15 protein-coding genes are annotated in these 22402 nt (G+C 72.8%); 11 read left to right on the top strand and 4 right to left on the bottom strand.

The features are described 5' to 3' along the window. From G5C51_RS12535 to G5C51_RS12505, 7 genes are all read left to right on the top strand, one after another. The coding region (locus tag G5C51_RS12535; protein ID WP_206313749.1) for an ERAP1-like C-terminal domain-containing protein at window positions 1-863 on the top strand (863 nt) is incomplete at its 5' end. 165 nt (window positions 864-1028) lie between these two features. Beyond that, window positions 1029-2465, top strand: coding sequence for a pyridoxal phosphate-dependent decarboxylase family protein (locus G5C51_RS12530; RefSeq protein WP_165236484.1), 1437 nt, complete (start codon window positions 1029-1031; stop codon window positions 2463-2465). Beyond that, window positions 2462-3910, top strand: a complete 1449-nt coding sequence (locus tag G5C51_RS12525; RefSeq protein ID WP_165236482.1) for a lysine N(6)-hydroxylase/L-ornithine N(5)-oxygenase family protein — start codon at window positions 2462-2464, stop codon at window positions 3908-3910. The genes G5C51_RS12530 and G5C51_RS12525 overlap by 4 nt, the downstream gene beginning before the upstream one ends. A gap of 164 nt (window positions 3911-4074) precedes the next feature. Next, entirely contained in the window at window positions 4075-4773 is a 699-nt protein-coding gene (locus tag G5C51_RS12520) for an SIMPL domain-containing protein (protein ID WP_165236480.1), read from the top strand. Between the two features lie 127 nt (window positions 4774-4900). Continuing rightward, complete coding sequence (pyk, locus tag G5C51_RS12515) at window positions 4901-6334, top strand: pyruvate kinase (RefSeq protein ID WP_165236478.1); 1434 nt, start codon at window positions 4901-4903, stop codon at window positions 6332-6334. A 76-nt stretch (window positions 6335-6410) separates the two neighbouring features. Next, window positions 6411-7709, top strand: coding sequence for a DUF1800 domain-containing protein (locus G5C51_RS12510; protein ID WP_165236476.1), 1299 nt, complete (start codon window positions 6411-6413; stop codon window positions 7707-7709). Between the two features lie 19 nt (window positions 7710-7728). Next, on the top strand, window positions 7729-8970 hold the full coding sequence (locus G5C51_RS12505) for a DUF1501 domain-containing protein (protein ID WP_165236474.1): 1242 nt from the start codon (window positions 7729-7731) through the stop codon (window positions 8968-8970). A gap of 21 nt (window positions 8971-8991) precedes the next feature. On the opposite strand, the gene G5C51_RS12500 is transcribed toward G5C51_RS12505, so the two are convergent. The 4 genes from G5C51_RS12500 to G5C51_RS12485 all read right to left on the bottom strand — a co-directional run bounded on the left by G5C51_RS12500 (window position 8992) and on the right by G5C51_RS12485 (window position 13619). Further along, on the bottom strand, window positions 8992-9492 hold the full coding sequence (locus G5C51_RS12500; RefSeq protein WP_165236472.1) for an NUDIX hydrolase: 501 nt from the start codon (window positions 9490-9492) through the stop codon (window positions 8992-8994). Between the two features lie 419 nt (window positions 9493-9911). Further along, entirely contained in the window at window positions 9912-11306 is a 1395-nt protein-coding gene (locus G5C51_RS12495) for a sensor histidine kinase (protein ID WP_165236470.1), read from the bottom strand. A gap of 5 nt (window positions 11307-11311) precedes the next feature. Next, window positions 11312-12010: a response regulator transcription factor gene (locus G5C51_RS12490; protein WP_165236468.1), complete on the bottom strand. Its 699-nt coding sequence runs from the start codon at window positions 12008-12010 to the stop codon at window positions 11312-11314. 157 nt (window positions 12011-12167) lie between these two features. Then, the gene (locus G5C51_RS12485; RefSeq protein ID WP_165236466.1) at window positions 12168-13619 is read right to left on the bottom strand and encodes an L-fucose/L-arabinose isomerase family protein; all 1452 of its coding nucleotides are present in this window, start codon (window positions 13617-13619) and stop codon (window positions 12168-12170) included. Between the two features lie 119 nt (window positions 13620-13738). Here G5C51_RS12485 and G5C51_RS12480 point away from each other — a divergent pair, with 119 nt between their 5' ends. From G5C51_RS12480 to G5C51_RS12465, 4 genes are all read left to right on the top strand, one after another. After that, window positions 13739-14752, top strand: a complete 1014-nt coding sequence (locus tag G5C51_RS12480; RefSeq protein ID WP_165236464.1) for a substrate-binding domain-containing protein — start codon at window positions 13739-13741, stop codon at window positions 14750-14752. Window positions 14753-14882: 130 nt separating this feature from the next. Further along, window positions 14883-16172 carry an MFS transporter gene (locus G5C51_RS12475; protein WP_206313747.1) on the top strand — a complete coding sequence of 430 codons (1290 nt, stop codon included), beginning with the start codon at window positions 14883-14885 and terminating at the stop codon, window positions 16170-16172. Next, window positions 16169-19843 carry a hypothetical protein gene (locus tag G5C51_RS12470; protein ID WP_165236462.1) on the top strand — a complete coding sequence of 1225 codons (3675 nt, stop codon included), beginning with the start codon at window positions 16169-16171 and terminating at the stop codon, window positions 19841-19843. The genes G5C51_RS12475 and G5C51_RS12470 overlap by 4 nt, the downstream gene beginning before the upstream one ends. After that, window positions 19840-22395: a glycoside hydrolase family 78 protein gene (locus G5C51_RS12465; RefSeq protein WP_165236460.1), complete on the top strand. Its 2556-nt coding sequence runs from the start codon at window positions 19840-19842 to the stop codon at window positions 22393-22395. Before G5C51_RS12470 ends, G5C51_RS12465 begins: the two co-directional genes overlap by 4 nt. The last annotated feature ends 7 nt before the right edge of the window (window positions 22396-22402 follow it).

Here is a 22402-nt window from a genome sequence, read left to right as displayed (position 1 = left end):
TCCCCGACCCCCTCGCCCGCGCCGTCGCCTGGAACGCCGCCCGCGACCTGGTCCGCGACGCCGAACTCCCGCCTGCCGACTACCTGGACCTCGCCGCCCGCCACCTGCCGCACGAGAGCGACCTGGCGATCGTCCAGGGCGTGCTCACCTTCGCCCGCGCCCAGGTCACCGACCGCTATCTGGAGCCGGGCGGGCGCTCCGAAGCGCTGGCCGCCCTCACCGGGATCTGCCGCGGCTTCCTCGCACAGCCGGACGCCGGCGCGGGCCTGCGCCTCACCGCCGTGCGCACCCTCATCGACTCCGCCACCACCCCGGACGAGCTGCGCGACTGGCTTGCCGCCGGCACCGTCCCCGGCGGGCCCGTCCTCGACCCTGAGCTGCGCTGGCGGGCGCTGCTGCGGCTGAGCGTGCTCGGTGCCGCCACCCCCGCGAAGATCGACGCCGAGCTCGCCAGCGATCCGAGCGCCACCGGCGAGGAGGGCGCGGCCCGCTGCCGCGCCGCGCTGCCGGACCCGGCGGCCAAGCAGGCCGCCTGGGAGCAGCTCTACGCCAACGACGAACTGTCCAACTACCTGTTCGCCGCCACCGCCCAGGGCTTCTGGCGGCCGGAGCAGCGCGATCTCGTACGGGCCTACGTACCGCGGTACTTCGAGGCCGTCGTGCCGCTCGCCGAGCGCCGCGGCCCGGCCATCGCCGCACAGGCGGGCAGCCACGGCTTCCCGTCCGTCCTGGTCGAGGAGGACACGCTGCGGCACTGCGCCGCCGCGCTGGAGCGGGACGACCTCACCCCGGCGCTGCGCCGCAAGCTGGCCGACCAGCAGGACGACCTGCGCCGGGCGCTGGAGGTGCGCGCCGCACACTGACGGGTCGGACGCTTGCCCATTATCAGACCGACGCGCTCAACCCCGCATGCGCGTCCCACGTACGGGCGAACTCCCCTGTATGCGCGCATAATCCGCGGAGTCCAGGCCTAGCTTAGGCGTGCCTAACCACCCGCCTCCCCCGGATTCCCCGCAAGGAGCACGCCCATGCACGCGGCCACCGCCGAAGGCCCCGGTCGGCCCGACCACTCCGAGGTTGACGCCCTCGCGGGTGGCGCCGCAGGAGCGCGGGCGCTCCGACCGTACGTCGACGCCGTCCTCGCCGCCCTGGAGGAGGGCGCCACGGAACGGCAGGGGCCGCTGCCCGCCGGCGGCCCCGAGGCCGTGGCCGCCCGGGTGCGGCAGGCCGCCCGGCCGCTGCTGCCGGCCACGGGAGTCGGGGCTTCGGGCCTGCGCGACCTCGTCCGCACGGTCGCCGCCGGGTCCGCCGATCCGGCGGACCCGCAGTGCGCCGCCCACCTGCACACCCCGCCCCTCGCCCTCGCCGCCGCCGCGGACCTGGCCGCCGCCGCCCTCAACCCGTCCATGGACTCCTGGGACCAGGCCCCGGCCGCCTCCGCCCTGGAGGCCGAGACCACCGCCGCGCTCGCCGACGAGGTCTACCCCGACTCGCCCCGGCCCGACGCCCTCGTCACCACCGGCGGCACCGAGGCCAACCAGCTCGCGCTGCTCCTCGCCCGCGAACACCTAGGCCCCGGTGTGCAGATCATCTGCGGCGCCAACGCCCACCACTCCATCCACCGCGCCGCCTGGCTGCTCGGCCTGCGCCGCCCGCACACCGTGCCCACCCCGACCGGCGTTCTCGACCCGCTCGCGGTCCGCCAGGTGCTACGGGACACCCGTAACCCCGCCCTGGTCATCGCCACCGCCGGCACCACCGACACCGGCGCCCTCGACCCGCTGCCCGAACTCGCCGCCGCCGCCCGCATCCGCGGCGCCCGGCTGCACGTCGACGCCGCGTACGCCGGGCTGCTGCTGCTCGCCCCGCGGCTCGCGCACCTGCTGAAGGGGCTGTCGGAAGCCGACTCCGTCACCCTCGACTTCCACAAGCTCGGCTGGCAGCCCGTCGCCGCCGGCCTGTTCGCCGTACGGGACGGGGCCGACCTCAAGGCGCTCGACCACCGCGCCGACTACCTCAATGCCGACGACGACACCGAGGCCGGGCTTCCCGACCTCCTCGGCCGCTCGCTGCGCACCACCCGCAGGCCCGACATCCTGAAGATCGCGGCGACGCTGAAGGCGCTCGGCCGGGACGGCTTCGCCGACCTCCTGGAGCGGACCGTCGCCGCCGCCCACCACCTCGCCGCGCTGGTCGACGCCCACCCCGGCTTCGAGCTGTACGCCCAACCGGCGCTCACCACCGTCCTGTTCCGCCCCGCCGCCGCCGCCGACGCCGATGTGGCCGGCGTCCGCCGCCGGCTGCTCGCCGACGGGCACGCCGTGCTCGGCCGCGCCCGCCCGCACGCCGGCGGGCCGCTGTGGCTCAAGGCCACGCTGCTGAACCCCCACGCACAGCCCAGCGACCTCGCCGCCCTGCTCAAGCTCACGGCCGAGGCCCACCAGGAAGGCGCACCCGTTCGATGAGCCCGACGACCCCCGACGCACCGGACACCGACCCCCAGCCCCTCGACCTCGTCGGCGTCGGCATCGGTCCCTTCAACCTCTCCCTCGCCGCCCTCGCGGACGGCACCGATGGCCTGACCACCCGGTTCTACGACCAGCGCCCCGGCTTCTCCTGGCATCCCGGACTGCTCATCGACGGCACCACCCTCCAAGTCCCGTTCCTCGCCGACCTGGTCACCCTCGCCGACCCGACCAGCCGCTTCAGCTACCTCAACTACCTGCGCGGCCGCGACCGCCTCTACCCCTTCTACTTCGCCGAGCGGCTGCACCCCTACCGTGCCGAGTACGACGCGTACTGCCGCTGGGTCAGCGAATCGCTGCCCAGCCTGCACTTCGGCCACCAGGCCGACGCCGTCCGCTTCAACCCCGAACGCGCCTGCTTCGAGGTCGACTTCACCCAGATCGACGAGCTGGGCGAGGCCGAGGCGCTCGGCCGCGTGCAGGCGAAGAACCTCGTCCTCGGCGTCGGCACCGAGCCGTACATCCCGGACCCGCTGCGCCCGCTGGCCGACACCCCGACCGTCCCGGTCGTGCACGCCGCCGACTACCTCGCCAACCGGGAGCGCTTCCTCGGCCTGCGGCACGTCACCGTGATCGGCTCCGGGCAGTCGGGCGCCGAGGTCTTCCTCGACCTGCTGCGGTCCCGCCCGGTCGGCGCCGAGCGGCTGCACTGGCTGGGGCGCACCGGCGCCTTCGCGCCCATGGAGTACAGCAAGCTCGGCCTCGAGCACTTCACCCCGGACTACACCCGCTACTTCCACGGCCTGCCCGAGCCCGTACGCGACGACCTCGTCCCGCGGCAGTGGCAGCTGCACAAGGGCATCGACCACGACACCCTCGCCGCCGTCCACGACGAGCTCTACCGCCGCACGCTGGGCGGGGGATGGCCCGACGTGGTCATGACGCCCGGCGTCGCCGTGCGCACCGCGGGCCGGATCGGCGCCGGCCGTATCGAGCTGCACCTGGAGCACACCGAGCAGAAGTCCCGCGAGCGGCTGCACACCGACGCGGTGGTGCTGGCCACCGGCTACCGCGAGCGGCCGCTCGACTCGCTGCTCGCGCCGCTCGCCCCGTACGTGCGCAGGGACGGCGCCGAACGGCCGCGGATCGACGCCGACTACCGGCTGGTGCTGGACCGGTCGGTGGTGGACGCCGGGTGCAAGATCTACGTGCAGAACGCGGAGCGGCACACGCACGGGGTAGGGGCGCCCGACCTGGGGCTCGCCGCGCATCGCAGCGCGGTCATCCTCAACGACCTCACCGGGAAGGAGCCCTATCCGGTGCCGGACCGGAGCGCCTTCACTACGTTCGGGCTGGGGCCTGCGCCGAGCCCCCCGCCTGCGCCCCGGCGCCCGGCACGCACGCTCGTCGCACAGCCCCGATGGACAGGTGGCTCCGCCACATGACCATCGAGGCCGCACGCCGATCGCACGCACCGGACACCGCTGCGCCGCGCTTCGCGCGACGACGGGGGACTCGGCGCAGGCCCCACGCGGCGGCCGCGGACCGTACCCGAAAGGCGGCGTCGCACGCGCTGCGGTGAGCCGGGGCCGGGTGCCAGAGTGGGCGCATGACTACTGCTCCCACTCCGTACGGAACCCCTGACACCCCGCGGGTCGCGGTCCGCGGCGAGGCCCGGCTCGAGGTCGATCCGGAGATCGCCCAGATCGGCATCAGCGTCTCGGCGCGCGGCACCGACCGGCGGGGTGCGCTGGAGGACCTGACGCGGCGCAATGACGCGGCGCGTGAGCTGGTGAAGGGCTACGGCGAGGCGGTCGAGAAGCTGGAGACCGGCGCGTTCAGCGTCTCCCCCGAGCTGGGCAAGCGCGGGCGCGGGGAGCGGGTGCGGACGTATCACGGGCGGGTCCATCTGACCGCGACGCTCGGCGACTTCACGGCGCTGGGTGAGCTGGTCACGCGGGTCGCCGAGCTGGAGCTGACGCAGGTCGACGGGCCGTGGTGGCAGCTGCGGCCGGACTCGCCGGTGTACCGGGAGGCGCGGCAGCAGGCGGTGAAGGAGGCGGTGACGCGGGCGCGGGAGTACGCCGAGGCGCTGGGCGCGGAGCTGGACGCGATCGTGGAGCTGGCGGATGAAGGGGCGGAGGGGGCGCAGCCGTTGACTCGGACGATGTCCTTCGCCTCGGCGCGGGCGATGCCGGAGATGGATATGGCGGCCGACCACGCGCCCGCGCTCGATCTCGAACCGCAGCGGCAGCTCGTCCACGCGCACGTGAATGCGCGATTCACGATGACGCGGCCTGCGCTGTAACCCCGAATTGCTCATTCGAGCGGACGGCCGCACGTTTTACAACTTGTCAATACCCTTTCACGCAATAGTCGTTGGGTGGTAGGCGGTCTACAGTTCTCTACTGGCCGGTAAGACATAGAGTCGAAACATGCGCCGAGCCAAGATTGTCTGCACGCTGGGACCCGCGACCGATTCGTACGACCAGATCAAGGCACTGGTCGAGGCGGGAATGGACGTGGCGAGATTCAATCTCAGCCACGGCAGCTACGCGGAGCACGAGGAGCGTTACGCACGGGTGCGCAAGGCCGCCGACGAGACCGGGCGCAGCGTCGGCATCCTCGCGGACCTTCAAGGGCCGAAGATCCGGCTGGGCACCTTCCGTGAGGGGCCTGTACTTCTCGAACGCGGCGATGAGTTCACCATCTCCGTCGACAGCGTCGACGGCGACCGGCAGGTGTGCGGGACCACGTATCCCGGGCTGGCCGCGGATGTCTCGCGCGGCGAGCGCATCCTCGTCGACGACGGGCGGGTGACGCTCGAGGTCACCGGGGTGGACGGGCCGCGGGTGCACACCATGGTCATCGAGGGCGGCATGGTCTCCGACCACAAGGGGCTCAACCTCCCCGGCGTGGCTGTGTCGGTGCCCGCGATGTCCGAGAAGGACACGGCTGACCTGCGGTGGGCGCTACGGTCCGGGGCCGACCTGATCGCCCTGTCGTTCGTCCGTAATGCGCACGATATCCGCGATGTGCACCGGATCATGGACGAGGAGGGCCGCCGCCTCCCCGTCATCGCGAAGATCGAGAAGCCGCAGGCGGTGCAGAACCTGGAGGGCATCGTGGATGCCTTCGACGGTTTGATGGTGGCGCGCGGTGATCTTGGCGTGGAAATGCCGCTGGAGCAGGTGCCGATCGTGCAGAAGCGCGCGATCAAGCTGGCGAAGCGGAACGCGAAGCCGGTGATCGTGGCGACGCAGATGCTGGATTCGATGATCGACGCGTCGCGGCCGACGCGGGCCGAGGCGTCGGATGTCGCCAACGCGGTGATGGACGGCACGGACGCGGTGATGCTGTCCGGCGAGACGAGCGTCGGCAAGTATCCCGTTCAGACGGTGAAGACGATGGGGCGGATCGTCGGGGCGGCGGAGGAGGACATGCTCGCGAAGGGCCTCCCGCCGCTGACCGAATCCAGCAAGCCGCGCACGCAGGCCGGCGCGGTCGCGCGGGCCGCCACCGAGATCGGGGACTTTCTCGGGGCGAAGTATCTGGTCGCCTTTACCCAGTCGGGCGACACCGTGCGGCGGCTGACGCGCTATCGCTCGCCGATTCCGGCGCTGGCGTTCACGCCGGTGGAGTCCACGCGCAGCCAGCTGAATCTGACGTGGGGCGTGGAGACCTTCCTGGGGCCGACCGTGGAGACCACGGATGAGATGGTCGCGCAGGTGGATGAGCAGCTGCTGAAGATCGGGCGGTGCCGGAAGGGCGACGTCGTCGTCATTACGGCGGGCTCGCCTCCTGGCGTGCCGGGGTCGACGAATCTGGTGCGGGTGCATCACATCGGTGAGGACGACGCGCCGAGGTAGCTCTCTGGGGCAGCTCCCACCGAATTCCCACCTTGGACACATGGTGGTGTGACGGGATGCCGTCAGCGTTCTGTCCATGGCAGTTCTTGAGGAGCGGGCGCGGGTCGTCCGGCTGCTGCAGCGGACCGGGTTCAGTACGGGTGCCGGTGATGGCGGGGGCGGATTCGACAGTGCTGTCGGTCGCGTACTCGCGCCCGGGGACGATCCGGACGCGCCGCCGCCGCCCGAGCTCGGGCCGCTGCCCATGCGCGGGAAGCGCAAGGGGGACGAGGGCGCGAAGAAGGCGTACCGGGAGGCCGTACGCGGGCAGCGGGAGGCGCTGACCATCTGGTGGCTGGACCGGATGGTCGCCACCCGGCGGCCGTGGGTGGAGAAGCGGACGCTGCTGTGGCACGACCACTGGGCGACGTCCATCCAGAAGGTCAAGTCCGGTCAGGCGATGCTGGCGCAGAACGCCACGCTGCGGCGGCTGGGTGGTGGTGACTTCCAGGCCATGGCGCGGGCCATGGTCAAGGACCCGGCGCTGATGCTCTGGCTGGACGCCGCGGGGAACACCGCGAAGGCGCCGAACGAGAACCTCGCCCGCGAGCTGATGGAGCTCTTCGTACTTGGGGTCGGCCACTACGAGGAAGCGGATGTGCGGCAGGCCGCCGCCGCGTTGACAGGGTGGGCCGTCGACCGCAAGGGCGAGGAGTGGCAACCTCGTTTCCGGCCGCGGCAGCATGCGGACGGCGCGCAGACCGTGCTCGGGACGAAGACCGACTTCACCGCGATGGCGCTGGTGGACCATCTCGTCGAGCAGCCCGCGTGTCCCCGGCATGTGGCGTCGCGGCTGTGGGCGCGGCTGGTGTCGGCCGAGGACGGGCCGTCGGAGGAGAGCCTGGAGCGGATCGCGGCGAGCCGTGATCTGACGCGGATGGTGCGCGCGATTCTTACGGACCCGGCCTTCTCCGACTCGGGCAGCGTGCTGGTGAAGCAGCCCGTTGAGTACGTCGTCGGCGCGATGCGAGCGCTCGGCGTACGGCCGCGGGAGCTGGAGAAGAAGCAGCGGCGACAGCTGATGCGCACCCTCAACGGCCTCGGCCAGGTCCCCTTCGCACCTCCCAACGTCGGCGGCTGGCCGCACGGCGCCGCCTGGCTGACCACCGCGGCGGCGAAGGTGCGGATCGGCTTCGCGCAGCAGCTCGTACGGCAGGCCGACCTCGGACCGATCGAGAGGACCGCCCGCGGGGGGCGGCCCGAGGCGCTGGCGCGGCTGCTCGGCGTACCCGAGTGGAGTGCGGCGACGGCGCGGGTGCTGGACGGCGCGGCGAAGGAGCCGCGGCGGGTGACGGCGATCGCGCTTACGGCGCCCGAGTATCTCGTACTGGCCTAGGCCGAGGAGGAGTTGACCGGTGGACACCTGGACCCGACGCAAGTTCCTGACCGCGAGCGGCGTCACCGCCGGCGCCGCGCTCGCCGCCGGGGCCACGGCGTACAGCGTCGACGACCTGCTCGGCTCGAGCACGGAGGCGAGCCGGGCGAGCGAGGCGCGGACGCTGGTGCTGGTCACGTTGTACGGCGGGAATGACGGCCTGGGCACGGTCGTACCGGCGTGGGACAGGGCGTATCGCGACGCCCGGCCCGATCTCGCGTACGGCGAGGACGAGGTGCTGCCGCTGGGGGAGGAGCTGGGGCTGAACCCTTCGATGAAGGGCTTCAAGAAGCTCTGGGACAAGGAGCACCTGGCGATCGTCCGCGGGGTGTCGTATCCGCGGCCTGATCACAGCCACTTCCGCTCGATGTCGATCTGGCAGACAGGGTCGCCGGGCAGTCCGGCGTCGACGGGGTGGCTGGGCCGGTGGCTGGATGTGGCGGGGGACCCGGATCCGCTGCGGGCCGTGTCCGTGGGCGCCACGCTGCCGCCGCTGCTGGCGGGAGAGAAGACCGCGGGCGCGGCCGTGCAACTGGGCGGGCTGCGGCTCGCCAAGCCGTGGCAGCAGGTATGTCGCGAGCTCGCCCAGGCGCAGGAGGGCGTGCATCCGCTGCAGGCGCGGGCGGCGGCGTCGCTGGGGGATCTCACCAAGGTGGTGGGGGAGTTCGGGGCGGAGCGGGAGACCGCGCAGGTGGACCCGGGCGAGCCGCGCGACGGTGGCGAGGACGGGGCCGACGACGGCGCGTCCGCGGGCGGGCAGGGGCAGCTGGGCGCGCAGCTGGCGGTGGTCGCGAAGGCGATCAAGGCCGGGGTGCCGACGCGGGTCTTCAGCGTCAGCCTGGGCGGCTTCGACACACACGCGAACGAGAAGAACACCCAGTCGCGACTGCTCGGCGAGATGGACAAGGCGCTGAGCGGCTTCCTGGAGGAAGTGCGGGGGAAGAAGGTCGTGGTCGCGGTGTATTCGGAGTTCGGGAGGAGGGTGAAGGCCAATGCCAACCAGGGGACGGATCATGGGACTTCGGGTCCGGTCTTCGTCCTGGGGGAGCCGGTGAAGGGTGGCTTCTACGGCGACCAGCCGTCGCTGACCAAGCTGAAGGACGACGACCTGCAGACGACGACGGACTTCAGGGATGTGTACGCGACGCTGCTGGAGCGGGTGCTGGGGACGGAGCCTGGGGAGGTGCTGGACGGGCATGAGAGGACGCTGGAGTTCGTCTGACGCGGCGGCGGGTCCAAGAGCTCAGCGGCCGGCTACGGACCCGTTCGGGACGTACCCGAGGTCCACCGGCGTCGCGGGCGGGCCGTCCTGCCGCACCGCAGCCAGCAGTTCGGGAAGTTGCGGGGGCCACAGTGGCTCCGTATCGCCGGACAGGTCCTCCGGCGACCACCAAAGCCCGTGCAGGATGCCATCCGCGGCATGTGCGGCCGCGAGGTCGTCGGCCAGGTCCCGGCGTGGGCCGTACGCGAGGAAGATGTGCTCATGCTGCCGCACCGGGACGCCGGCCCTGGTGAAGTCGTGTTCCCACAGGCACAGCACCGTGCCGTCGAGCTCGAGGTCCGTCCAGCCGGTCTCCTCGCGCACTTCGCGCACAGCCCCCTGCAGCGGCGTCTCGCCCGGGTCGAGGCCGCCGCCAGGCATCGCCCAGTGGACGCCGACCTCCTCGTTGTCGTACCGGAACATGAAGACCGACCCCGCGGGGTCCAGCACCGCGACTCTGGCTGCCTGCCTGGGTGTTCGCATCAGCGCATCGTGTCAGAGGCGTGGGGGGCTTGCGGCGTCGCCTCTCTATCCGCCGCCGAAGCCGCCGCCCGGCAGCCGAAGCACCCCGCCCCTCCCTTCCGTAGCCAGCCTTCCGTTTCTCGCACCGGCACCGGACGTGGGGCGGCGATGCTGCCGTCACCATCCGATGCCAACTCTCCCGCCGTCAGGGCCGGACAGCTTGGCATCGGATGGTGACGGCAGCGTCGCCGAGTCCTGTTTGATCCCGGCGCCAGTGGATTAGCTGGCTACGGAAGGGAGGAGGAGCGGGGCGCGCCCGGGCTGCCGGGCGGCGGTTGGGGAGTTGGGGGCGGTGCCTTGGCGGCGTGGTGGCTTGGCGAGTTGGGGTTTGGCGGCTTTGGGCTTGGCGGCTCGGCCGTGATCCTCGCCCCGCGGCAGCCTCACCCCCGCGGCAGCGGCAGTCGCACCGTCACCCTCGTCCCGCCACCAGCGCCGGCCGGGCCCGCGGCCTGCGATGCCGCCACCTCCACACGCCCTCCATGCGCCTCCGCCACCGCCGCCACGATCGCCAGGCCGAGGCCGCTCCCCTTCCCGCTGCGGGAGCGGTCGGCTCGGTAGAAGCGGTCGAAGACCTTTGGTAGGGACTCCGCCGGGATTCCCGGGCCGTCGTCCGTGACCACGAGGTCTGCCCAGGCACCATCCGTCGTGCTGTGGACGAGGATCCGGGTCGTCGTGGTGGGTGGTGTGTGGGTCCTTACGTTCGCGAGGAGGTTGTCCACCACCCGGCGCAGCTGCTCCTCGTCCCCGTACACCACCACGCCACGCGGCGCCTCCAACTCGACCCGGCGCTCCGGCGCCACCGCCCGCGCCGCGCCCACCGCCGCCTCTGCCACCTCGCCCAGGTCGACCGCGCCGCGCTCCGGGGCCCGTACCGTATCCAGGCGGGCGAGCAGCAGCAGGTCGTCGACCAGCCGCCGCATCCGCAGCGCCTCGCCCGCGATGCCGTCCATCGCCTTCCCGACCTGCTCCGGACCTGGCAGCGCTCCCTGCGCATGCAGATCGGCGTAGCCGAGGATTGCCGTCACCGGGGTGCGCAGTTCATGCGAGGCGTCCGCGATGAACTGGCGCAGCCTCTCCTGCGTGGCCTCCTGCCCGTCCAGCATCGTGTTGAGCGCGAGGCCGAGGCGGCCCACCTCGCTCCCGGAATCGGCCGGTGCGACCCGGTGGCCGCCGCGGCCCGCGGCGATCGCATCGGCGTCGCGGGCCATGGACTCCAGTGGGCGCAGGCCGCGCCGTACGATCCACAGCCCGGCCGCCGTGAGCAGCGCCAGCGCGGCGGCGGTCGCCACCCCCTCGATCAGCAGCAGCCGGCGCAGCGTCCCGTCCACCGACGTGAGCGGGACGGCGGTCACCAGCGTGCCGCGGTTGTTGGGGAGAGGGCGGGTGAGGAGGCGGTAGTCGGGTCCGTCGGCGTCGACGGCGCCGACGGTGAGCGGCTTCCCCGGACGGGATTCCGCCGGCAGGCTCGGCGGCGCATCGTCCGGATTGCGCAGGCCCTTGACCAGCGGCGTTACGGTGCCATTCGGCCGCCGGATCTCGATGAAGTACTCCGATGTGCCGAGCATCTTCGCGTCCGCCGCCAGCCCCTGCGCGGGCGGCAGCCCCTGCCGGACCTGCTTGACCACGCGGCTCTGCACCCCGCGCAGCGACGTGTCGGTGCGGTCCAGCAGATAGCCGCGCAGCGCCCCGTACACGACCGCGTCCAGGGCGAGCAGCACGACCGCCACCAGTGCCAGCAGCGCGAGCAGCAGGCGGGCGCGGAGGGAGCGGGGCATCGCGGTCACGCCTCGGGGGCGCGCAGCACGTAACCGATGCCGCGGCGGGTGTGGATCAGCGGTGGGCCGAGGGAGTCGACCTTCCGGCGCAGGTAGGAGATGTACGACTTGAGCACGGCCGTGTCGGCGGCGCCGTAGTCCCACACGTGCTCCATCAGCTGCTCGTGGGTGAGGACGCGGCCGGCGTTGGCGAGGAGATGGTGCAGCAGCCGGTACTCGGTCGGCGACAGTTCCACGGCCGTGCCGCCGCGGCGCACCTCGTACGTCCGCGGGTCCAGCTCCAGGTCGGCGCAGCGCAGCACGGTGTCATCGGCCGGGGTGCCGGAGCCGCCGTCGGCGCGGCGCAGCACGGCGCGGACCCGGGCGGCGACCTCGGCGAGGCGGAACGGCTTGGTGATGTAGTCGTCCGCGCCCAGGTCGAGGCCGCTGACGACATCGCCCTCCCGGGCGGTCAGGAAGACCACCGACACCCGCGCCCCGCCGGCCCGCAGCCGCCGCACGACCTCGAAGCCGTCGAGGTCGGGCAGCATCACGTCGAGCAGCACGAGATCCGGCGCGTGCGAGCGGACCGCGTCCAGCGCGGCGCGTCCGGTGGTCGCCTCGGCGACGTCGTATCCGAGAAAACGCAGCGACGTCGCGAGCACATCGACGATCGCGGGCTCGTCATCGACGACCAGCAGGCGGCGGCCCTTCCCCTCTTCCATCCCGCCATCCTCGCAGCAAGCGCCTGTCCGGCGGATACCGCCGGCGGGCAGGGGGTGCCGCCAGTGTGCCGCCAGTGAGGAGGGGTGCGGTCCGACCTCGCGACCCGGCAGGATCCGCCGGACCGGCCAAGGCCGCCCGCCCCTACGCGCCCCGCCGTCACCCCTGCCCGGAAGACGGCACCTCCCGCAGCTCCAGCCCCGTCAGATCCGCGATCGCCCGCAGCTCCGGCAGGACGTGCCCGGTCGCCAGGGCCCAGTGATGGCCGATGCCGCTCGCGGACCAGTCATCGCACCACTCGCCCGGATCGCGCCCGAAGTCCACCCGTGACGTCGTGTTGCCGATCTTCAGCCGGGGCCCCGCCACCACCGTGCCCTCGGAGGCGATCAGGCGGTAGCGGCCGTCCCGGGACTGGCCGAGGCCCACCGCGGTGACCGGGCCGTGCTTCACCTCGAACTCCACCGAGACGCCCCAGCCGCGCTTGCCGTGGTAGACGCCGAGGCCGCGCAGCAGCGGGCGGCTGTCGCTGATGGCCAGGTGGCCGGGGCCGTCGTGGCCCATCTCCACCACGGCGTCGCGGAAGTTGAGCGCCTGCAGCTCGGTGAAGGAGCCGCCGGCGCCGAGCCGGTCGGCGATCAGCATCGCGAGGGACGTGCGCAGCTCGTACTCGCCGGCCGCCGGGATGCCGCGGGCGGTGAGCAGCGAGGCGCCCAGGATCATCCCCGCGCCGAGCCGTTCGTGGGTCTCGCCGTCCAGGCCGCGGTGGTAGTACGCGAGCGAGTCCAGGTCGAAGTCGGCGGCCAGCCGGTCCAGGCCGACCGAGACCTTCGCCGCCCAGGCCAGGTCCTCGGAGACCACCGTCTCGTCCAGCTCGAAGACCTTCCGGGTCTCGGCCAGCTTCGCCTCGACGTCGGCGTCGCTCACCTTCTCCACCCGCACCCGCAGGTCGTCGAACTCCAGCACCTCCACGTGGCCGCCGAGATTGCCGGTGACCATCGTCAGGTCGGTGGAGACGTCGTACATGCCCGGGTAGAGGTGGCCCATCAGGCCGTGCCGGCCGTTGCGCAGCGCCGCGCGCACGCCTGCCGCCTTGATCCAGCGGCCGATCCTGGCCCAGGCGCGCTCGTCCTCCAGATAGCCGGATACGGAGCGGAAGTCGATGCCGCACCGCTCGAAGGCGTTGGCCATCTCCGGCAGCGGGCAGGCGCCGCAATACGCCAGCCACTGGCCGGTGTCGAAGGTGGCGTGGTCCATCGCCTCGGTCGGCTGCAGGTTGATCAGCAGCACCGGGGCGCCGCTGCGCTGGGCGATCGGGACCAGCATGGTGGCGGTCATGTAGGTGGTCAGGAAGCCGACGATCAGGTCGCAGTCGGCGGCGCGCAGCTTCGCCGCCGCGGCCGCGCCCTCCTCGGCGTCGGAGATGAAGCCGACGTCGATCACCTCGGCGTCGAAGTCGCCCATCCGCTCCGCGACCCGGGCCGCCGAGCGCTCGAGCTGCGGCAACAGGTCCGGGAACTGCGGCCAGTACGCGCCGAGTCCACCCGCGACCAGACCGACCTTCGGGCGGCGGGCGACGGCGGGGATACGGGCGGATGTCGTGGCAGACGTCATGATGATCCTCAGTGAAAGGTTTCAAAGGGCTCTTCGCGGAAGCTAGACCCCGTTCTCCGGGGCCGTCAATGGGGAGGCGTATTCTGAGCGGCCTGATGGGTACGGCGGGACGCGGGCGCGTGACGATCACGGATGTGGCGCAGCACGTCGGCGTGTCCACCTCCGCGGTCTCCAAGGTGCTCCGCAACGCGTACGGCGTGAGCCCGGAGATGCGCGACCGGGTCCGCGCCGCCATGGCGGAGCTCGGCTACCGCCCGCACGCCGCGGCGCGCGGGATGCGCGGCCGGACGTACACGATCGGCGTCCTGATGGACGGCATCCGCAACGCCTTCTTCGCCGACCTCCTCGACGGCATGAACGGGGTCCTCGGCGACACCGAGTACGCGATGCTGATCGGCTACAGCGGCGCGGGCCCCGAGGAGCAGTACAAGGCCACCTTCGCGATGGTGGACCGGCAGGTCGACGGCCTGATCCTGATCGCCCCGACCTTCGGGCGGCAGGAGGTGGAGAAGACCGCCACCGCCGTCCCGACCGTGGTGATCGGCCACCACGACGCCTCGCCGCACTACGACTTGGTCGTGAACGACGACGCCGCCGGGGCCCGCGAAGTGGTCGATCACCTCGTCGGCCTGGGCCACCGGCGGATCGGGCTGATCTCCTCGCCGCCCGTCGAGGGCAGCGGCTGGACCCGGCCGCCCGCGGTCGTCGCGAGCGAGGGCTATCGCGAGGCGATGGCCGCGCACGGCCTGGCGGATCCGCTACGGATCGTGCCCGCCGCGTTCACCGACGAGGGCGGCTACCGGGGCGCCGTAAAGCTGCTGTCCGCGTCCGAACCGCCCACGGCGATCTTCGCCGGCGCCGACGTCGCGGCGACCGGCGTCTTCCGGGCGGCGGCCGAACTGGGGCTGCGCATCCCGGAGGAGCTGTCCCTCGCCGGCTACAACAACACCGCGGTCGCCGCCCTCGAACCCGTACAACTCACCAGCGTGGACCAGGCGGGCGGCGACATGGGGGCGATGGCCGCCCGGCTGCTCCTGGAGCGCATCGAGGACCGCCGGACCCGCTCCCTGACCAGGTCGGTGACGCCGAGTCTGGTGATCCGCAGGACCACCGCGCCGCCGCCCCGCGGCTGACCGCCCCAACAACCTTTTTCTGCACCGCCCCTTGACGGCCGTAGCCGTTGCCCCCACGGTTGAGACGTTTCAATCCTCGTAGAACGTTCTACACACGTCCCCGCTCAGCGCTGTGAGGAGCCGCTACGTCATGGCCCAGGAAACGACCCACCCCAATACCGTCGAGGACGACGGCACCATCACCAAAGAGCAGTGGAGATGGTCCGTCCTGGCCGGAATGGCCTCGTACTTGGACGCCGGTTCGATCGTGGCGCTGGGCGCGGGGCTTGCCCTCTTCGAGTCGTATCTGCACCTGAGCAGCGACGCGCTGGGCGCGCTCGCCGCGATCGGGCCGAACGCCATCGGCTGCGCGATCGGCGCGTTCATCGGCGGCCGGCTCGGCGACAAGCTGGGCCGCAAGCGCATCTACAAGTACGACCTGCTGGTGTACGCCGCGGGCATCCTGTGCATCGCGCTCGCCTTCAACGCACCCATGCTCTTCATCGGCGTCTTCGTCGTCGGTGTCGCGGTCGGCGCCGACGTCCCCACGTCGCTGGCCCTGGTCGGCGAGTTCGCGCCGTCGAAGGCGCGCGGCAAGCTGCTCGGCTTCACTCAAGTCGCCTGGAACTTCGGCCCGGTCGTCGTGCTGGTGCTGGCCCTGGTGCTCTCCTCGCTCGACCTGCTGGGCATCCGGATCGTGTTCCTGCATCTGTTCGTGATGGCCCTGGTGACCTGGGCGCTGCGCCAGGGTCTGACGGAGTCGCCGCGCTGGCGGGCCGCCGCCGAAGCGGAGTCGGCGCCGCGGCACAACGTGAAGGCGCTGTTCAGCGGCCCGCATCTCAAGGCGCTGCTCTGGACGGGGAGCATCTACCTCTTCTGGAACATCGCGGCCGGCACCGCCGGCATCTTCACCCCGTACTTCATCAAGACGCTGAACGCCGGCGGCCAGGCCGCGAGCGTGGCGCTGTCCTCCTCGGGCTTCATCCTCGGCGGGGTGGCGACCGTCTTCGTGTTCATGCGGCTCGCCGACCGCGGGCACTCGACGCGCAAGCTGCTGTGGGGCATCGGCGCCGTGCTGCAGATCGTCGCCTACGCCGTGTTCATGGTGCTGCCCTTCACCGTGCCGGTGATCATCCTCAACATCTTCCTGTTCTCCATCGGCGCCGCGCTGGCCGGTGAGGCCTTCTACAAGGTGTTCAGCCAGGAGCTGTTCCCGACCATGCTGCGCGGCACCGCGCAGGGCATCACCTTCGGCGTCGCCCGTACCTGCCTCGGGATCTGGAGCCTCTTCGTGCCGACGCTGGCCGGCGCCGGGATCGGCCCCGTCGCCTTCCTGCTGTCGCTGTTCCTCGTCATCAGCGGGGCCATCGGCTACTTCTTCATGCCCAATACCTCCGGCAAGTCGCTGGAGCAGATCGAAGCGGAGCGTGCCACGGCGTGACTTCCCGGCTCCATTCCTCGTACGGACTCCTCGCCCGCTTCACCGATCCAGGGCCCGAATTCACCCCGCTGCCGATCTGGTGGTGGAGCGGCGCCGAGATCACCCGGGACCGGCTGCGGTGGCAGATGGAACAGCTGGTGTCCCAGGGCGTCCGGCAGGCCGTGGTGATGGGTCTGGCGCCCGCCGGGCCGATGTTCGGCTCGCTCGCCGACGACCCGCCGTTCCTCAGCCCGCGGTGGGTCGAGCTGCTCGACGGCGCCTGCGAGGACGCCCGCCGCCTCGGCTTCCGGCTCTGGATGTACGACCAGATCGGCTTCTCCGGAGCGAACTTCCAGGGGCGGCTGACGGCCGCCCACCCGGAGTTCGCCGGGCTCGCCCTGCACCGCGGGCCGGACGGGGCCATCGGGCAACGGGTCAGCGGCTTCGACTACTTGGGCACCGACGCCTGCGCGACGCTGCTCGACCAGGTGCACGGTGAGCTCGCCCGCCAGGTGGGCCACTGGTTCGGGACCGTGATCCCCGGGTTCTTCCAGGACGAGCTGCCGGCGATGCCCACGTGGGGGCGCGACTTCGCGGAGACCTTCGCCGAGGCGTACGGGTACGACCTGATGCCGCTGCGCACCGCGCTGTTCGAGGGCGACTCCGAGGCGTCGGCCCGTATCCGCCGGGACTACCACGAGCACCGCGCCCGCCTCGCCCGCCGGGCATTCTTCGACCCGCTGGACTCGTGGTTCGCCGAACACGGCCTGGTCTGCGGCTTCGACCAGGCGTCCCCGGCCCGCGAGGGCGACCCGGTGGGCGGGGTGCAGATGTACGGCGACTACCTGGGCACGCACGCCGGCTTCGGCGCGCCCGGCAGCGATCACTGGGGCGACCCCAAGGTGCACAGCTCGCTCGCGCACGCGCACGGCGGGCGGCGCACCTGGATCGAGGCGTTCCACTCCTCCGGCTGGGGCGGCACGCTGGAGGAGACCTACGACTGGCTCGCGCCGTTCCTGCGCCGCGGCGCGAATCTGTACGACCCGCACGCCGTCTACTACTCGACGGCCGGCGGCTGGTGGGAGTGGGCGCCGCCGTCCACCTGCTGGCGGCAGCCGTACTGGCCCGCGTACCACCAGTTCTCCGGCGCGGTGACCCGGCTGTGCTCGGTGCTGACCGCGGGCACGCATGTCTGCGACACGGTGCTGCTGTCGCCCACCAGCACCTCGCAGGCGTATCTGACGCTGGACGGGCCGCTGCCCCCGGCCGAGCGGGCGGCCGCCTGCTTCCACGGGCTCAACGGCGTCAGCAACTGGCTGGCGGAGAAGCGCGGCGTCCTGGAGCGCGCCGGGATCGACCACGACACCCTCGACGAGAACACGATCGCCGCGGGCGAGGCCGTACCGGAAGGCCTGCGGGTCGGCGACGAGACGTACCGGACCGTGGTGCTCCCCGAGGTGGAGCTGCTGGATCCGGCGGCCGGGCGCCGGCTGGTGGAGTTCGCGCGCTCCGGCGGCACCGTCGTGTGCGTGGGCCGGGTGCCGGAGCCGCTGGCCGGGCACGCGCTGCTGGTGGCCACGGCCGAGGAGGTGCCGGAGGCGGTGGCCGCAGGGCCTGTACGGGTGCGGGCGGACGCCCCGTATCTGCTGCGGCGGCACGGCGATACGTACGTCGTGATGCTCGCCGCGCATGACGAGCACAGCGGCACCAAGGCGCCGATCGTGCAGCCGGGCCGGGACGACTGGTATGCCACCGGCTTCAGTTGGGACGAGTACTGGCGGCAGCTGCGCGCGGACGGCTATACGTTCGTGCCGCCCGGCGACCGCCGGGCCCGGCTCCGTATCGACGGGCTGCCGCGGGTCCGCGCGCAGCGGTGGGATCCGCGGACCGGCGAGCGCACCGAGCTGGAGGTGACCGCGGACGGCGGGGCGCTGCTGCTCGACGTGCCGTTCGCGGACGGGCCCGTGGCACTGGTGGTGCTGGGCGAGGACCTGCCCGAGGCCAGCCGCGAGCCGCTCGGCGCCGCCCTCGGCAGCGTCCCGGTCGACGGGCCCTGGAGTGCGCTGGCGACCTCCACCCTGGACAACCGGCACGGCGATCTCGCCGCGGCCGGGCGGGACGGAGTGCTGCCGATCGAGGTGTGGCGGCTGGAGCACTCGGCCGAGGGCGGCGCCGGCTGGGAGCAGGTGACCGCCGGATACGGGCCCTTCGCCGACGTCCGCGACCCCGACGGCACCTGGCGGCAGGCGCAGTGGTCGCTGTCGCGGGGCATCCAGAAGGACCCCGTGCACCTGGAGCCGCTGGGCCCCAAGGGCTATGTGCCGGAGGAGTTCCTCGACTGGCGGCGGGTCGGGGGAGGGGAGCGGGTCGCCGTGCGCACCGGGCTCCCGCTGCCCGACCGCACCGGGCTGCACCTGGCCGTGGGGTCCAACGCCGCGCGCCGGGTGTGGGTGGACGGCGCCGAACTACCGTCGGAGGGCGGCGGTTACCAGTCCTTCAGCCCGCTCCCGGCGCACACCGCCGGGCGGACGGTGGACCTGGAGATCGAGTTCACCGCCGAGCGGGACGGACCGCTGCGCGCCTCCTTCGCCGTGGTCGCGGACCCGGACGCGTACCGCAGGCCGGAGTGGCTGACCGGCGCGGGCGACGTGAGCCATACGTTCCGCCTCGACGAGGTGCCCGCGTCCGGCGCCGAGGTGCTGGTCGCCGGCGAGGGCGCGTGCAGCGTGCTGGTCAACGGCGTCGAGGTCGGCCGCCAGGGCGACTTCAGCCCGTATCCGGGCCACCAGCAGGTCCACGTGAACCCGCACGACCTGAGCGGCGTCCTCCGCGCCGGCGAGAACACGATCACCCTCCGGCCCGCAGAAGGCACCGCCGTCGCCCTCGACTCGCCAGGCCTCGGCCTGATCAGCGGCCCGGACTGGGCGGCGGAGCCCGTACGCCGCTTCCACGAGCGCGACCCGCGCTTCCTGTGCGCCCGGGTGCGGCCGCACCCGCTGCCGGGCGCCCACTGGCTGGAACCCGGCGCGGCACCGGGCGACACCGTCGTACCGGTGGTGCCCGACCGGGCGCCCGGGCCGCGCACCGAATGGCTGCGCTTCCCGGCCCCGCTGGGCACGACGGCCCTGCGGATCCCGACCGACCTGGACGTCCTCGTACGGCTCGGCGACCTGGAGTACAAGCCGGACGGCGGCCGCGTCGCCCTGCCCGTCCCGCTGGCCGCCGCGATCCCGGTCGTGCTGGAGATACGGGCCGTGGACGGCCGCCGGGGCGGGGCGCTGCTCGACGGGGCGATCGAGGTCGAGGTGGCCGAGAGCCCGGTGCGGCTGGCGAGTTGGGAGGAGCTCGGGCTGCGGGCGCTCGGCGGGCAGGTGCGCTATCGCACCGTGATCACCGCGCCGCCGGCCGCCGACCGCGTCGTGCTCGACCTCGGCGAGGTCCGCGGCACCGCCGACGTCCTCATCGACGGACGGCTGGTCGACCAGCTCGTGTGGGGCCCGTGGCGGACGGAGATCACCGACGCCCTCGGCACGGGGGAGCACCTGCTCGAGGTGGTGGTGCGCGGCACGCTCGCCGGATACCTCGACGACGCCTCCCCGACGATGGCCGTCACGGCAGGTCAGACGCGTACCGGACTGTTCGGCCCGGTGCGGCTGCAGCGATACGCCCGTACGAGCGAGGAGCACGCATGACGCAGGATCCGGCCACCGTCTCCGCGGTCCGCTTCGAGCACCGGGACGAGGGGCTCGGCCTCGGCACCGGCGCGCCGCGGCTGTCGTGGCAGGTACGTACGGACGACCCGGCGTGGCGGCAGACCGCGTACGAGATCCGCCTCGACGACGGGCCGGCCGTGCGCGTCGAGTCGGGCGAACAGGTCCTGGTCCGCTGGCCGTTCGACCCGCTGCCCTCGCGGACCCGGGCGACCGTCCGTGTCCGCGTGGCCGCGGGGGAGCGGTGGACCGCGTGGAGCCCGCCCGCGACGGCGGAGACCGGGCTCCTCGAACCGGGCGACTGGAGCGCTCGGTTCATCAGCCCGCGCACGCTCGGCGCCGCCGGGTCGCCCGCACCGGTCCTCAGCCGGACCGTGGCGCTGCGCGGCGAGATCGCCGCCGCCCGGCTGTACGCCACCGCGCACGGCGTCTACCGCGCCACCCTCAACGGCGGCCGCGTCGGCGACGAGGTGCTGGCCCCCGGCTGGACGAGCTATCACCACCGGCTGCGCTACCAGGTCCACGACGTCACCGCGCTGCTGCGCCCTGGCGACAACACCCTCGACGTACTTCTGGGCAACGGCTGGTACCGCGGACGCCTCGGCTGGACCGGCCGGCGGGCCCACTACGGCGACCGGCTGGCGCTGCTCGCCCAGCTCGAAGTGACGTACGCCGACGGCTCGGTGGAGGTCTCCGGCACCGACGAGCGGTGGTCGGCCAGCAACAGCGGCGTCCTGCACGACGACCTGTACGACGGGCAGCGCACCGATCTGCGGCCGGTGGCGCCGGAGACCGGCCCCGTGGACGTACTCGACGAGGACCTGGGCCGGCTGGTCGCCCCCGAAGGGCCTCCGGTCCGCGTCACCGAGGTGCTGCCCGCCGTGTCCGTATGGCAGTCGCCGTCGGGGCGGACGCTGGCAGACTTCGGGCAGAACGTGGTCGGCCGGGTGCGGCTGCGCGTGCGCGGCGCGACGGCGGGCGCCGAGGTCGTCGTCCGGCACGCCGAGGTCCTGGAGGACGGCGAGCTCGGCACCCGCCCGCTGCGCAGCGCGAAGGCCACCGATAGCTACGTGCTCGACGACGCCGCCGAGACGATGCTCGAACCCGAGCTGACCTTCCACGGCTTCCGGTACGCCGAGATCAGTGGTGTCCCGGACGTACGGGCCGAGGACCTGCAGGCGGTCGTGGTGGGCAGCGACCTGCGCCGCACCGGTTGGTTCAGCTGCTCGGACCCCGACCTCGAGCAGCTGCACGACAACGTCGTCCGCAGCATGCGCGGCAACTTCCTCGACGTGCCCACCGACTGCCCGCAGCGCGACGAGCGGCTCGGCTGGACCGGGGACATTCAGGTCTTCTCGCCGACCGCGAGCTTCCTCTTCGACACCGCCGGGTTCCTCGGCTCCTGGCTCGCCGATCTGGCGGCCGACCAACTGCCGGACGGCTCGGTGCCGTACGTGATCCCGGACGTGCTGCGCGACATCCCGGACATGGCGGGGGACGGGCACCCCACGGCCGCGGCGTGGGGTGATGCGGCGACGGTGGTGCCGTGGGTGCTGCACCAGCGATTCGGGGATGCCGGGGTGCTGGAGCGGCAGTTCGGCAGCATGCGGGGCTGGGTGGACCGGATCGCCTCGCTCACCACGGACGGTGTGTGGACGGGCGGCTTCCAGTTCGGCGACTGGCTCGACCCGACGGCGCCGCCGGACGACCCGTTCGCCGCGAAGGCCGATCCGGGCGTTGTGGCTACGGCCCATCTGGCGAGGTCCGCGGAGATCGTCGCGCAGGCCGCCGCGCTGCTGGGCCGCGACGCCGACGCCAAGCACTACGCCGGGCTCGCGGACCGTACCCGCGAGGCATTCGCCCGCACGTATGTCGCCGCCGACGGTGCGGTGCACAGCGACGCGCCGACCGCGTACGCGCTGGCGGTCTGCTGGGCGCTACTGCCCGAGGCGGAGCAGCGGCAGTACGCGGGGCGGCGGCTGGCGGAGCTGGTCCGGGAGAACGGCTTTCGGATCAGCACCGGCTTCGTCGGCACCCCGCTGATCGCCGACGCGCTCACGGCCTGCGGGCACGCCGGCCTGGCCTACCGGCTGCTGCTGGAGAAGAGCTGCCCCTCCTGGCTGTATCCCGTGACCATGGGCGCGACGACCATCTGGGAGCGCTGGGACAGCATGCTCCCGGACGGCTCGATCAACCCCGGCGAGATGACGTCGTTCAACCACTACGCGCTCGGCGCGGTGGCCGACTGGATGCACCGGACCGTCGCCGGCCTCGCGCCTGCCGCCCCCGGCTACCGGGAGATCACGGTACGGCCGCTGCCCGACGCCGCGCTCGACCACGCCGCCGCCCGCCATCTGACCCCGTACGGGGAGGCGTCCGTCGCCTGGCGGCGCGCGGACGGCCGGTTCTCTCTCGACGTGGCGGTGCCGGTCGGGGCGCGCGCCACCGTGCATCTGCCCGACGGCGGCGAGCCCGTGGCCGTGGGACACGGCCGGCACAGCTGGACGATCACCGACCCCTGCACGCTCCCCTAAAGGAAGA

Origin of the sequence: Streptomyces coryli, assembly GCF_011044975.1 — a bacterium.
GTDB classification, from domain to species: domain Bacteria; phylum Actinomycetota; class Actinomycetes; order Streptomycetales; family Streptomycetaceae; genus Streptomyces; species Streptomyces coryli.
The sequence above is the reverse complement of the archived record's forward strand: the minus strand, read 5'-3'. Positions and strand labels throughout refer to the sequence as shown.

What these genes read in the sequence shown, in the direction of transcription:
- G5C51_RS12510 (WP_165236476.1), top strand. Translation starts at nt 6,411, where the DNA reads ATGGCAGTTCTTGAGGAGCGGGCGCGGGTCGTCCGGCTGCTGCAGCGG.
- G5C51_RS12475 (WP_206313747.1), top strand. Translation starts at nt 14,883, where the DNA reads ATGGCCCAGGAAACGACCCACCCCAATACCGTCGAGGACGACGGCACC.
- G5C51_RS12465 (WP_165236460.1), top strand. Translation starts at nt 19,840, where the DNA reads ATGACGCAGGATCCGGCCACCGTCTCCGCGGTCCGCTTCGAGCACCGG.
- G5C51_RS12500 (WP_165236472.1), bottom strand. Translation starts at nt 9,492, where the DNA reads ATGCGAACACCCAGGCAGGCAGCCAGAGTCGCGGTGCTGGACCCCGCG.
- G5C51_RS12525 (WP_165236482.1), top strand. Translation starts at nt 2,462, where the DNA reads ATGAGCCCGACGACCCCCGACGCACCGGACACCGACCCCCAGCCCCTC.
- G5C51_RS12520 (WP_165236480.1), top strand. Translation starts at nt 4,075, where the DNA reads ATGACTACTGCTCCCACTCCGTACGGAACCCCTGACACCCCGCGGGTC.
- G5C51_RS12530 (WP_165236484.1), top strand. Translation starts at nt 1,029, where the DNA reads ATGCACGCGGCCACCGCCGAAGGCCCCGGTCGGCCCGACCACTCCGAG.
- G5C51_RS12490 (WP_165236468.1), bottom strand. Translation starts at nt 12,010, where the DNA reads ATGGAAGAGGGGAAGGGCCGCCGCCTGCTGGTCGTCGATGACGAGCCC.
- pyk (WP_165236478.1), top strand. Translation starts at nt 4,901, where the DNA reads ATGCGCCGAGCCAAGATTGTCTGCACGCTGGGACCCGCGACCGATTCG.
- G5C51_RS12495 (WP_165236470.1), bottom strand. Translation starts at nt 11,306, where the DNA reads ATGCCCCGCTCCCTCCGCGCCCGCCTGCTGCTCGCGCTGCTGGCACTG.
- G5C51_RS12485 (WP_165236466.1), bottom strand. Translation starts at nt 13,619, where the DNA reads ATGACGTCTGCCACGACATCCGCCCGTATCCCCGCCGTCGCCCGCCGC.